This window comes from Streptomyces sp. NBC_00582 (genome assembly GCF_036345155.1).
Taxonomy (GTDB): Bacteria; Actinomycetota; Actinomycetes; order Streptomycetales; family Streptomycetaceae; genus Streptomyces.
In genome coordinates, this window is record NZ_CP107772.1 from 3,355,010 (window position 1) to 3,365,925 (window position 10,916).

The window sequence follows — 10,916 nt, forward strand, 5'->3', positions numbered from 1 at the left end:
CCGCCAGTCACCCGCCGGAGAGAACGACCATGAGCATCGCCGCACCGAACCCCTACAGCCCCTACGCAACCGCGGACCCGTACGCCAGCCACCTCTTCCCCACCCTCTTCGGGCCGCCGGAGCCCGGCGCGCTCCTCCCCACCGCGTGCTTCCACCTGGCCGTCGTCCGCGGCCAGCCGCCCACCGAGATCGACCCCGCCACCGAGCAGCTGCCTGCGGGCCTGTGCACGGTGTGCGTCGACCACATGCGCGGCCGCGACATCCCCGAGTCCCGGCCCTTCACCGCCTGCCAGGGCTGCGGCGCCGACACCCGCCACAACGGTATGTGCGCCGTATGCCGCGCTGAGGCGCACGAGCTGTGGCAGAACGTCCGTACGACGCACACGCCGCCCCTCGAGCGGCAGGCCATCAAGCCGTTCATCGCCAGGGGCGGCCCGCTCGCCGTCACCGCCGGCGCGTGGTGCGAGCACGGAGACTTCGCCTTCGTCGCCCGCTTCCGCGGTTACCAGGTCCCCGACGGCCCGCCCCAGGAGATCACCGTCATCCTGCCGCGCTGCTACGTCGCCGAGCTCCTCGGCTGCGCCCTCGCCATCATCGACCACGACTCCACCCCCGAAGCACTCCAGCGCTTCGCCGACACCATCACCCACGCCCAGGACCACCTCCGCGGACTCCTCGAACGCCGAGCGGCCGAGCGCGAGGCGGACGACCCCGGCCACGGAACGCAGCCATGACGAGCCGACCGCGCTGCGCCAGCGGCCACTTCATCCCCGCCACACGGCAGCCCGGAGAGCCCTGCCACTGCGCCCTCCGCCCCCGCCGGACCCGGGTCCGCGACCACCACGACCTGTGGGGCCAGGGCCGCCGCATCCAGCACCGCACCCTCGCCACCGTCCCCCTCGCCGGGAGCTACCTGTGACCAGAGACAAGCCGGCCGCCGGTATCTGCGGGGCGTGCCGCCGCCTCGCGCCCGACGGGCACCACCTGTGCCCGCTGTGCGCTGACGACGTCCGCGGCTGGCTCGCCGAGATCCCCGGGCAGGTCGTGCTCCTGGCCGAGGCGCTCGCTCCCGCCGGCGCCCCGGGCCAGGGCCGCGGCGGGTCAGGCCGCGCGCACTCGCCGCTGCCCGTCGACGTCCGCGCCCTGGTCCTCCTCGGCCCCGGCCATGCTGGCCCCGTCGGCGACCCCGGCGACGACACCGACACCACGGTCCCCATCGGCCCGTTCCTCGCCGCCTGGGCCGGAGTCATTGCCTACGGCTACCCGAGCGTCGGCTGGCACCCCGACCGTGACCCCGCCGCCACCCTGTACGTGCTGCCCTGCGATCGCGCGGTGCCCCGGCACGGCCAGACCATCACCCACTGGTGCGCCTGGCTCACCGCATACGTCCCGTACGCGGTCACCCTCCCCGCGGCCGCCGAGCTCCACCGCCAGCTCGGCGCCCTCCTCCGCCGCATCCGCCGGATCACCCACACCGAGCCCCGCACCCACCCCCGCGAAGCTCCCTGCCCCGCCTGCCAGACCTACCGACTGGTCTCCGTCGACGGCCAGGACCGCATCACCTGCAAGGCCTGCGGACACAGCCTCACGCCCGCCGAGTACGACCAGCACACCGCCGCGCTACTCAGCTCGCTGGACAAAGATCGCCAGACCGCGTAACACTGAGTCAGCGCCACACGTGTGTTCGAAAGCCCCTGGCCCCACCACCAGGGGCTTTCCCATGCCGCCAGAGGGGGTGAGCACCACGCACCCGAAGGACTACGCACCCGGCAGGCTCCTCACCACCCAGGAAGCCGCGCTCCTCGCCACCCACTGGCGCGCCCTGTTCGACGGCGCCGCCCACGTCAGCCCCGGAGCCATCCGCCAATGGCGCCACCGCGGGCGCCTCACGCCCCGTGACCTCGACCACCGAGGACGCCCGCTGTACCACCGCGACGACCTCGCCGACGCCGAGCGCGCCACCCGCGACATAGCCCTCAACCCAGCGCTGGCCCTCAACCCCACCTGACCCCCGCTGCCCGGGACCTACACCAGGAGCCCGAGGCACTCCCGGTCGTACGGACAGCGCCCGGGCAGCGGGCCCACCGTCACAACCTCGTCACAGCCGAACCCCCGCGCCCACGCCCCTCGGGATGATGCCCACCGGCACCACGACGTCCTTGGGGGGACCATGCACACCCGCACAACCGCCGCCGCGCTCCTGCTCGGCCTCACCGTCCTCACCGGCTGTAGCTCGGCCGGTTCCAGCGGCAAGGCCGACACCGCGGCGTGCAAGGCCGCCATGGCCAAGCAACTCGGCGACGGCATGGCCAGCGCCTTCGCGAACACCGCAAGCCCGCTGCCCACCGCCGCCCGGCCCGCCGCGTGCGCCGGCGTCGACGACGCGACCGCCCAGCGCCTCGCCGGGGAGGTCACGAAGGAGTGGCTGGCGAGCGACCAGGCCGACCAGGCCGCCGAGGATGCGCTGAAGAGCGTCGACCCCGTCCCCGTCCCGACCGACACCGGCCTCCAGCTCACGGACGACTGCCGAGACTGGATCAAGACCGAACTCCTCGACTCCACGGGCGACATCGACGCCACCGCCGGATACGGCGCCTGCGGCGACCTCACCGACGACGAGATGACCCAGGCCGTCGACCAGGTCACGCAGGAGCTGATCGACGCCACGCCCTGACCGTCCCCGTACGCAAGGAGGCGCCCGTGCCCAGCAACCCCCGCAACGGGCGCCCCTACCGCGACCTCTGCCGCGCCCAACGCGCCCTCGGCCTGCCCTGCTGGTGGTGCGGCCGCGAGATCGACTACAGCCTCACCGGCCGCGACGCACAACGCAGCCCCTGGGGCTTCACCCTCGACCACGCACAGCCACTCTCCCGAGGCGGCCACCTCCTCGACCCCGCCAACGCCCGCTCAGCGCACCGCCGCTGCAACAGCGCCCGCGGCAACCGCACCGACGCCCAGCGACAGCCGGTACGGTCCTCGCGGAGGTGGTGAGGGTGACCGCGCAGACCCTGACGCTGTTCAGCCGGAGCTTGCTGTCGAAGTGGGGCTTCAACGACGGCGACACTCCCGACGCCTGGATGGACTGGTGCGACAGCGAGGGCATCGACTGGCCCCAGCTCGACTTCCCGCTCGTCGCCCTCGTCCGCGAGCACCTCGTGCCGGCCATCACACAGAACGTCTCCGTCGTCGAAATCGAGACCAGCCACAACCCCATCCGCGTGGAGACCATCGACGGCACGGACGTCCGCCCCGTCTGGACTGGCCTAGTCGACGAGCCGACGCTCACCCCCGAGTCAGTCGACGTCCCCATGACCGAGGTCCTACGCGTGGCCCTCGCAGAGAAGGGGCTCACCGAGGCACCTCGGTACGTGCCACCTCTCTGACAGACGAACCGGAGAGCAAGGTGACCGTGAGCAACCCCCGCCCCGACCACACAGAGTGGCGGGCCGAGCAGCACCGCCGCGCCCAGACCTTCGCCCTCGGCTGGGCCGAACGCGCCGAGACCGAGTACGACACTGCCATCGAACACGAGGACAAGGCCCGCAGGTTCGCCGGCAAGGCCTACCTGCGCGAGCCCATGACCGAGGCCCGCCACCTCGCCCAGTTCCACGGCGTACGGTCCACCGAGGCCCTCAAGCTCGCCGAGATGTGGGCCCGCGTCGCTGGCGCCCTCGCCACCGCGCAGGCCTCGACCACCGTGCACGCCGAGCTGCACAGCCGCCTGGGTGACCGCCCAGAGCTCCTCGGCGAGGTCCTCCACGCCCTCGGGGAAGAGGGCATCAGCACAGCCGCAGGGCGGTGAGAGCAGCATGCTCGACGGCCTGCTGCGCCGCATCGCACGACGCTGCGACGCCCACGACCGGGCGTCGTACACCCGCACGCGCCAGCTGGAGGAGGCCGCCGGGATGGAGCCCGGCCCGGCACCCGCCAGCCTGGCCGACGCGTTCCGCAATCCCGACATCATCGACTGCGGCAACACCTGGTGCCGTCACCGGAGGTGACCATGGCCATAACCCCCGAGGAAGCCGCCGCCCTCGAGACAGCACAGAGGCACGCCGAAGCCCAGGCCTACGCCTACACCTGGATGGCCAAGGCACAGGCAGCCGAGGACCAGGCCGACCACGTGGTCGAGCACGAGCGCCACCGGCAAGGGTGGCCCGGCATCGCAACGGCCTACCGCAAGGAAGCCGCCCGGGCCATGACCTTCGCCCGCGCATGGGCCCGCGTAGCCGCCGCGCTCACCCCTGGCCCGGTACCGACAAGCGTGCATACCCAGGTGCACAGCAGTGTGAGCGACCGCCAGGAGCTGCTGGCCGAGGTCCGCCGTGGGCTGAAGGAAGAGGGCCGCAGCCCGGTCCACGGGCGGTGACTCACCGTGCTGTACGTCGTGACCGGCCCGCCGGCCGCGGGCAAGTCCAGCTGGGTCGAGGCGCACGCCACGGGCCGTGACATCGTCATCGACCTCGACCGCATCACGCGCGCCCTCACGGCCCCTGGCGCCCCGCAGTGGAACCAGGACCCCACCGTCCTGCGGGTGGCCCACCGCGCCCGGTACGCCGCCATGGAAGAAGCCTTCGCCCACCGGGACGAGGTCGGCATCTACCTGATCCACACGATGCCGAGCGCCAAGTGGCTGGCGCGGTACGCCCGCCTCGATGCTCAGATCGTGACCGTCGACCCGGGCCGCGACATCGTCATGGAGCGCATCGCAGCGATGCGTGACCCAGAGATGCGCCGGGTCGCGTCACGCTGGTACGGCCAGCGGCCGGCTTCCTCCGCCCCTGGCCCGATGCCCCAGGCCTCCCGGCACTGGTAGTCACCCGCCCCCGATCGTGATCATGCCCTCGCCGCCGAGGGGAGGGGGGCGGTTCCCCGACGGGGATCGAAGGGCCGGGCGACCCAAACGCCCTTGTCGCCCGATTTTTTGCGCGGCCAATTTTCAAGATCTATTCACGCGAACTCGGTTCGACCGTTTTAGTGGCGTCACTCAGAGTGACATCACTCAGCGTGACGGGCGGTGATGATCTTGGGTGTCGTCGCCTCCGCGATCAAGGACGAGATCCACTCGCTCCACGTCGAAGATCGTTCCCCCGGCATGACGGCCCTCGCCCTCAGCCTCGCCCGGGCCGTCGACGCCTCCGCGAAGAACCCCGCCGCCAAGGCCGTCGCCGCCCGCGAGCTGCGCGCCGTCATGCGCGAGCTGCGTGCGCTGGCGCCGGTCGTCTCGGAGGGAGACACCGTCGATGAGATCACCGCTCAGCGGGACAAGCGCCGGGCCGCTGCCCGAGAACGGGCCGCCGACGGCTGACACCCGCGTCTACGGCCGGCAGGTCCCGCCGATCCAGGCCGCGCCCCCGTCGGTGACGAGCGCGGGCCAGGAGGCCATCGACCTCGCGCGCAAGGCTGGGCTCAAGCTCGACCCCTGGCAGCAGCACGTGCTGCGCGTCGCCATGGGGGAGAAGCCCGACGGCAGTTGGGCGGCCGAAGAGGTCTGCGTCAACGTGCCCCGCCAGAACGGCAAGGGCGCGATTCTCGAAGCCCGGGTGCTGTGGGGCCTGTTCATCGGCGGCGAGAAGCAGATCCTCGTCTCCGCCCACGAGTTCAAGACCACGACGAACACGATGAAGCGCATCGAGCGCCTCATCCGCGCATGCCCTGACCTGCTCAAACGCGTCAAGGCGTTCCACAAGACCGTCGGGCGTGAGGGCATCGAGCTCCACGACGGGCGCGAGCTGAAGTACATCGCCCGCTCGCGCGGCTCCGGCCGCGGCTTCACCGCCGACTGCGTGATCTTCGACGAGTGCATGATCCTCGGCGACGACGCCATGTCCGCGCTGGCGCCCACCTCGGACGCCGTCGAGAACAGTCAGCTGTGGTACCTGGGAAGCGCCGGCATCGGCGCGCCCTCGCAGCAGATGGGCCGCCTGCGCCGACGGGCCCTCGCGGCCATCGAGGCCGGTGTGCCCGACCCGGTGCTGGCCTACTTCGAGTGGTCGATCGTGCCGCACGTGACCGAGTGCCCCAAAGGCTGTGACAAGCACGACGACATCGCCTCGGTGGAGTCCCTGCTGAAGTCCAACCCGGCGGTCGGCTACCGGCTGCAGGTCGACAAGAGCATGCACCGGAGGCTGACGATGGGCGACGCCCTGTACGCCCGTGAGCGGCTCGGCGTGGGCGACTACCCCTCGGACGAGGCCGACACCTGGCAGGTCATCGGCGAGGAGGCCTGGCGGTCCCTGGCGGCCGCCGAGTCGGCCCCCGAGGACCCGGTGGCGTTCGCCGTCGACATGACGCCCGAACGGACGCACGTGTCCATCGCGGTGGCCGGCCCCTGGCGGGGCGGGACGCACGTCGAGGTCGTCGAGAACCGGCCCGGTACGGGGTGGTTCAAGGAGCGGGCCCGGGACCTCACGCAGAAGTGGGGGCCGCGGTGCTGGGTCATCGACCCGGGCAGCCCGGCCGGCTCCCTGATTCCGGACCTGAAGGACGCGCTGAAGGCCGACCCCGAGGCTGAGGACGAGGACGACGACCCGCGTCTCCTGGCCCCGATCGTGCAGACGAAGACCCGCGACGTCGTCAACGCCTGCGGCCAGTTCTACGACGCCGTCCTCGAGGCGAAGCTGTCCCACCTGGACCAGCCGCCCATGGCGACGGCGCTGGCGGGCGCCCAGAAGCGTGAGCTCGGCGACGCCTGGGCGTGGGCGAGGCGGATCGTCTCGGTCGACATCAGCCCGCTGGTGGCGGCGACCCTCGCCAAGTGGGGGCTGACCGCCGAGGTCGAGGAGCCGGAGGAGGAGCCCGAACCGTGGGCGATGTACGGATGAAGCGCGTGCGCCAGGCCGCGGCCGCCGTCAGGCGCTGGCCGCAGGGCGTACGGGCTGTGAGAGCCCTGACGTGGTCGCGGCTGGGCTACGCCGGCGGCTGCCTGACCGCCTCCACCGGCGCCGGCATGCAGTTCGGTACCGCCTGGGGGCTGATGCTCGGAGGCGCCGTGGCGGCTGCCTCCTTCCTGCTTCTGGTCGACGTCGAGGAGAGGGGAGCCGACGGTGGACGGTGATCTGACGATCGAGAAGATTCCCGGCGGTTTCCGGGTGACGAACGCGCCCCGGCTGACATGCATCTCGCTCGAAGTCCTCGCCGACGCCTGCGGCCACGCGCTGCGGGTGAACGGCGACCGGATCATCATCGGGGACCAGGTCACCTACCAGGTGACCGCGTGGCAGGCCTCACCGCCCGGCCTGACGGTCGCTCTCCTCGAAGACCGGCGCGAGGAGGCGAAGAAGACGTGAACCTCCTTCAGCGCGCTTTCAGGCGCTTCGACCTGGCCTCGGCGCTCGATGACGCGTCCTGGTCGGTGAACGGCAACACCTACTTCGGGATGGGCCGCCCGGCGGGCGGCGAGGAGCGCTCCAGCGCCTGGGACTTCGAGGCCGCGGTCCGCTTCGCTTACAAGCGCAACGGGCCGGTGTTCGCCCTGATGCTGGTGCGTCAGCTGGTGTTCTCCGAGGCAAGGTTCCAGTTCCGGCAGATCCGCAACGGCCGCCCGGGCGAGCTGTTCGGAACACCGGCGTTGAGCCTGCTCGAGACGCCCTGGGCGGGCGGCACGACGGGCAAGCTGCTGTCCCGATTCATCCAGGACGGCGACCTCAACGGGAACGGGTTCATCACGAACTACAACCCCGGTCGGCTGAAGCGGATGCGGCCGGACTGGACGATCATCGTCACCGGCTCGGAAGAGGAGCCGTCCCTGTCGGGCGACGCCATCGATGGCGACCTGGTCGGGTACGCCTACGCCCCGCAAGGGAACTGGGACGATCCCGTGTTCCTGCTGCCCGAGCAGGTCGCGCACTTCGCTCCGATCCCGGATCCGGAGTACCACTTCCGGGGGATGTCGTGGCTGACGCCGGTGGTGCGGGACATTACCGCCGACAGTGCGGCGACGTCGCACAAGCTGAAGTTCTTCGAGAACGGCGCGATGCCGCAGATCATCGTGTCGTACGACAAGGAGATCGGCCCCGACAAGTTCGCCAAGTTCAAGGCCGCGATGGAGGCTGCGCACGTCGGCCTCGACAACGCCTACCGCACGCTCTACCTGGGCGGTGGCGCCGATGTGACGATCGCGGGCAAGGATCTGCACCAGCTGGACTTCAAGGTCACCCAGGGCGCCGGTGAGTCCCGCCTCGCGGCCGCGGCCGGCGTGCCCCCGGCGATCGTCGGGTTCTCCGAGGGCCTCGCCGGATCCTCGCTGAACGCCGGCAACTACACCGCGGCGAGGCGCAGGTTCGCCGACGCCACCATGCGCCCCCTGTGGCGCGAGGCCGCCGGCGCCCTGTCCACCCTGATCGACGTCCCCGCCGGCGCCGAGCTCTGGTACGACGAGCGCGACGTCGCGTTCCTGCGCGAGGACAGCAAGGACGCCGCCGAGATCCAGGGCGTGAAGAGCCGCACGATCCGGCAGCTGATGGACGCAGGCTTCGAACCCAAGTCCGTGATCGCCGCTGTCGAGGCTGACGACTTCGCTCTGCTGCGCCACACCGGCCTGTACTCCGTCCAGCTACAGAAGCCAGGCTCCGGGCAGCCCACCCCCGCCGCACAGCCCACCGAGGAGGCGTGATGGAACCGTTCATCCGCAGCTTCCCGCTGGAGGACATCCGTGTCCGAGCCGGCGGGGACGGCCGCACCGTCGAGGCGTACGCCGCGGTGTTCGACACCCCGACGACGATCCGCGACCAGGACGGCCACTACAACGAGGTCATCGACCGCAGGGCATTCGACCGCACCCTGAACCAGCTCGCCCCCGCAGGCAGCCGTACGAACTGGCGCGTGGGAGTCCTGTACAACCACGGCCGGACCCTGTTCGGTACGCCGTCGGAGCGCGGGGCCATGCCGATCGGTGCCCCGGTCGACATCAAGGCCGACAACCGCGGCCTGCTGACCGTGACCCGCTACAACCGCACCGAGCTGGCTGACGAGGTCCTGGAGAACATCCGCGAGGGTTCCATCACCGCGCAGTCGTTCAGCGGCGGGTTCCTGCGCTCCGACCCGGGCCGGCCGCCGCGCGGCGGCTGGCGGCCCGACAGCGGCGGCAACCTGCGCACCGTGCGGCGCCAGGAGGTCGCCCTGCGGGAGTACGGGCCCACTCCGTTCCCCGCGTACCCCGACGCCGCCGTGATCGGCGTACGCGCCGAGCAGGCCGCTCGCCTGCTCGCCCACCTTCACCCCGACGAGCGCGAGCAGCTCGTCGAGATGCTTCGGACCGGCACCCCGCTGGAGACGCCCCCGGGCGAGCCTCCGGCAGGCCCGCCGCCCGCCGGCGACCCCACCCCGGGCCCCGCCGCCGAGGAACCGCCCGCAGGGCACTCCGCTCGGCAGAAGATCGCATGGGCCAAGGTCCGTGCGGAGATCAAGGCCAGGAGGGCCCCGTGACCACGAAGAAGGCGAAGAAGAGCGACAAGCTCAAGGAGCAGCTCGAGTCGATCCGCACCGAGCTCCTGGAGCTCGAAGAGGTCGAGGAGCCGACCGAGGAGCAGGCCTCCCGGGCGACCGAGCTCCTCGGCACGTTCGACACCACCCAGCAGGCCTACAACGAGCAGGTCGAGCACGAGCGGCGGGTCGACGCCGTTCGCGCGGCCGCGCTTACCCCGGGCGGTCAGGAGGGCGGGCCGGGCCACGAAGGGCCCGGGTTCCTGCGGCACCGCGGCAACCCGTACGAGGAGCTCGACCGGGTGCGGGGGGCGAACGTCCACGACCGGACCGTGGTCGCCGACCTGCGCAGCCGCGCCCTGTACGCGGTGGAGCTCGCGGGCGAGCTGATCAGCGCGGAGCAGCAGGAGCGGGCCGAGAGGCTCGTGCGGTCGGACCGGCGCGGCCGGATCGCCCAGCACCTGCTGCTGACCGGCTCCGAGTCCTACATGCGGGCGTTCGAGGAGCTGCTGGGCAACGGCGGCAACGCGGCGCTGCTGGAGGGCGACGAGGCGGCCGCGTACCGGATGGCCGAGGCACACCGCCGGGCCATGACCCTGACGGACTCGGCGGGCGGCTTCCTCGTTCCGTTCACCCTCGACCCGACGATCATCCTGACGAACGCGGGCAGCGCGAACCCGTTCCGTCAGGTGTCCACCATCAAGACCATCACGACGGACACGTGGAACGGCGTCAGCTCCGCCGGTGTGACGGCGGAGTGGCTCGCCGAGGCCAGCCAGGCCGCCGACGCCTCCCCGTCGTTCGCGCAGCCGTCGATCACGCCGAAGAAGGCTGCGGCGTGGGTCCAGGGGTCCTTCGAGGTCCTGGCCGACTCCGGGTTCGGCGCGGAGGTCGGGCCGCTCCTGGCGGACGCCAAGGACCGGCTCGAGGCCACCGCGTTCGCCACCGGCAACGGCACCACGCAGCCGAAGGGCGTCATCACCGCGGTGTCGGCCGTCAGCGGTTCGGTCGTCAACTCGGCGTCCACCGACACCTACGCGGTCGCCGACGTGTACGCCGTCGAGCAGGCGCTGCCGCCGCGCTACCGCGTCACCGGCTCGCCGTCGTGGATGGCCGCGAAGCCGATCATCAACAAGACCCGTCAGTTCGACACGGCGGGAGGCTCCTCGTTCTGGGCCAACCTCGGGATGGGGCAGCCCGAGCAGCTGCTCGGCGCCCCGATCTACGAGGCGTCCGCGATGGACGGTGTCATCAACGCCGGCGCCGAGAACTACTCGCTGCTGCTCGGCGACTTCCGCAACTTCTACATCGTCGACCGGGTCGGCATGACCATGGTCTACGAGCCGCTGGTCAAGGGCGCCAACGGTCGTCCTACCGGTGAGGCCGGCTGGTTCGCCTACTGGCGGGTCGGCTCGGACGTCGTCAACGCCGACGCGTTCCGGCTCCTGGACATCACCTGATCCCCACCCACCCTGCGGGCGTGGCCGTCCTCC

Annotated in this window: 18 protein-coding genes; all 18 read left to right on the top strand. The window is 71.6% G+C overall.

The window, feature by feature from the left end:
* Nucleotides 1-29 precede the first annotated feature (29 nt).
* The 18 genes from OG852_RS14515 to OG852_RS14600 all read left to right on the top strand — a co-directional run bounded on the left by OG852_RS14515 (nucleotide 30) and on the right by OG852_RS14600 (nucleotide 10,883).
* On the top strand, nucleotides 30-734 hold the full coding sequence (locus OG852_RS14515) for a hypothetical protein (protein ID WP_330348150.1): 705 nt from the start codon (nucleotides 30-32) through the stop codon (nucleotides 732-734).
* Nucleotides 731-919: a hypothetical protein gene (locus OG852_RS14520; RefSeq protein ID WP_330348151.1), complete on the top strand. Its 189-nt coding sequence runs from the start codon at nucleotides 731-733 to the stop codon at nucleotides 917-919. The genes OG852_RS14515 and OG852_RS14520 overlap by 4 nt, the downstream gene beginning before the upstream one ends.
* Nucleotides 916-1,659 carry a hypothetical protein gene (locus tag OG852_RS14525; protein WP_330348152.1) on the top strand — a complete coding sequence of 248 codons (744 nt, stop codon included), beginning with the start codon at nucleotides 916-918 and terminating at the stop codon, nucleotides 1,657-1,659. Before OG852_RS14520 ends, OG852_RS14525 begins: the two co-directional genes overlap by 4 nt.
* 76 nt (nucleotides 1,660-1,735) lie before the next feature.
* Nucleotides 1,736-2,008: a MerR family transcriptional regulator gene (locus tag OG852_RS14530; protein WP_330348153.1), complete on the top strand. Its 273-nt coding sequence runs from the start codon at nucleotides 1,736-1,738 to the stop codon at nucleotides 2,006-2,008.
* A gap of 162 nt (nucleotides 2,009-2,170) precedes the next feature.
* Complete coding sequence (locus OG852_RS14535) at nucleotides 2,171-2,674, top strand: hypothetical protein (RefSeq protein WP_330348154.1); 504 nt, start codon at nucleotides 2,171-2,173, stop codon at nucleotides 2,672-2,674.
* Between the two features lie 26 nt (nucleotides 2,675-2,700).
* Nucleotides 2,701-2,991 (top strand): HNH endonuclease, encoded by a 291-nt coding sequence (locus tag OG852_RS14540; RefSeq protein ID WP_330348155.1) that lies wholly within the window; start codon nucleotides 2,701-2,703, stop codon nucleotides 2,989-2,991.
* A 2-nt stretch (nucleotides 2,992-2,993) separates the two neighbouring features.
* Complete coding sequence (locus OG852_RS14545; RefSeq protein WP_330348156.1) at nucleotides 2,994-3,383, top strand: hypothetical protein; 390 nt, start codon at nucleotides 2,994-2,996, stop codon at nucleotides 3,381-3,383.
* Between the two features lie 26 nt (nucleotides 3,384-3,409).
* Nucleotides 3,410-3,802 carry a hypothetical protein gene (locus OG852_RS14550; RefSeq protein ID WP_330348157.1) on the top strand — a complete coding sequence of 131 codons (393 nt, stop codon included), beginning with the start codon at nucleotides 3,410-3,412 and terminating at the stop codon, nucleotides 3,800-3,802.
* 7 nt (nucleotides 3,803-3,809) lie between these two features.
* Nucleotides 3,810-4,001 (top strand): hypothetical protein, encoded by a 192-nt coding sequence (locus OG852_RS14555; RefSeq protein WP_330348158.1) that lies wholly within the window; start codon nucleotides 3,810-3,812, stop codon nucleotides 3,999-4,001.
* Between the two features lie 2 nt (nucleotides 4,002-4,003).
* Nucleotides 4,004-4,369: a hypothetical protein gene (locus tag OG852_RS14560; protein WP_330348159.1), complete on the top strand. Its 366-nt coding sequence runs from the start codon at nucleotides 4,004-4,006 to the stop codon at nucleotides 4,367-4,369.
* 6 nt (nucleotides 4,370-4,375) lie between these two features.
* Nucleotides 4,376-4,816: an AAA family ATPase gene (locus tag OG852_RS14565; protein ID WP_330348160.1), complete on the top strand. Its 441-nt coding sequence runs from the start codon at nucleotides 4,376-4,378 to the stop codon at nucleotides 4,814-4,816.
* Between the two features lie 204 nt (nucleotides 4,817-5,020).
* On the top strand, nucleotides 5,021-5,308 hold the full coding sequence (locus OG852_RS14570; RefSeq protein WP_330351447.1) for a hypothetical protein: 288 nt from the start codon (nucleotides 5,021-5,023) through the stop codon (nucleotides 5,306-5,308).
* Nucleotides 5,244-6,824 carry a terminase gene (locus tag OG852_RS14575; RefSeq protein ID WP_330348161.1) on the top strand — a complete coding sequence of 527 codons (1,581 nt, stop codon included), beginning with the start codon at nucleotides 5,244-5,246 and terminating at the stop codon, nucleotides 6,822-6,824. The genes OG852_RS14570 and OG852_RS14575 overlap by 65 nt, the downstream gene beginning before the upstream one ends.
* Nucleotides 6,806-7,057 (top strand): hypothetical protein, encoded by a 252-nt coding sequence (locus tag OG852_RS14580; RefSeq protein ID WP_330348162.1) that lies wholly within the window; start codon nucleotides 6,806-6,808, stop codon nucleotides 7,055-7,057. Before OG852_RS14575 ends, OG852_RS14580 begins: the two co-directional genes overlap by 19 nt.
* Nucleotides 7,047-7,289 (top strand): hypothetical protein, encoded by a 243-nt coding sequence (locus OG852_RS14585; RefSeq protein WP_330348163.1) that lies wholly within the window; start codon nucleotides 7,047-7,049, stop codon nucleotides 7,287-7,289. Before OG852_RS14580 ends, OG852_RS14585 begins: the two co-directional genes overlap by 11 nt.
* Complete coding sequence (locus OG852_RS14590; RefSeq protein WP_330348164.1) at nucleotides 7,286-8,614, top strand: phage portal protein; 1,329 nt, start codon at nucleotides 7,286-7,288, stop codon at nucleotides 8,612-8,614. Before OG852_RS14585 ends, OG852_RS14590 begins: the two co-directional genes overlap by 4 nt.
* Nucleotides 8,614-9,426, top strand: coding sequence for an HK97 family phage prohead protease (locus OG852_RS14595; RefSeq protein WP_330348165.1), 813 nt, complete (start codon nucleotides 8,614-8,616; stop codon nucleotides 9,424-9,426). The genes OG852_RS14590 and OG852_RS14595 overlap by 1 nt, the downstream gene beginning before the upstream one ends.
* On the top strand, nucleotides 9,423-10,883 hold the full coding sequence (locus OG852_RS14600) for a phage major capsid protein (protein WP_330348166.1): 1,461 nt from the start codon (nucleotides 9,423-9,425) through the stop codon (nucleotides 10,881-10,883). Before OG852_RS14595 ends, OG852_RS14600 begins: the two co-directional genes overlap by 4 nt.
* The last annotated feature ends 33 nt before the right edge of the window (nucleotides 10,884-10,916 follow it).

Excerpts from the sequence above, each read along its gene's own strand:
- OG852_RS14515 (WP_330348150.1), top strand. The coding sequence starts at position 30 with ATGAGCATCGCCGCACCGAACCCCTACAGCCCCTACGCAACCGCGGAC.
- OG852_RS14520 (WP_330348151.1), top strand. The coding sequence starts at position 731 with ATGACGAGCCGACCGCGCTGCGCCAGCGGCCACTTCATCCCCGCCACA.
- OG852_RS14535 (WP_330348154.1), top strand. The coding sequence starts at position 2,171 with ATGCACACCCGCACAACCGCCGCCGCGCTCCTGCTCGGCCTCACCGTC.
- OG852_RS14555 (WP_330348158.1), top strand. The coding sequence starts at position 3,810 with ATGCTCGACGGCCTGCTGCGCCGCATCGCACGACGCTGCGACGCCCAC.
- OG852_RS14560 (WP_330348159.1), top strand. The coding sequence starts at position 4,004 with ATGGCCATAACCCCCGAGGAAGCCGCCGCCCTCGAGACAGCACAGAGG.
- OG852_RS14570 (WP_330351447.1), top strand. The coding sequence starts at position 5,021 with ATGATCTTGGGTGTCGTCGCCTCCGCGATCAAGGACGAGATCCACTCG.
- OG852_RS14575 (WP_330348161.1), top strand. The coding sequence starts at position 5,244 with ATGAGATCACCGCTCAGCGGGACAAGCGCCGGGCCGCTGCCCGAGAAC.
- OG852_RS14595 (WP_330348165.1), top strand. The coding sequence starts at position 8,614 with ATGGAACCGTTCATCCGCAGCTTCCCGCTGGAGGACATCCGTGTCCGA.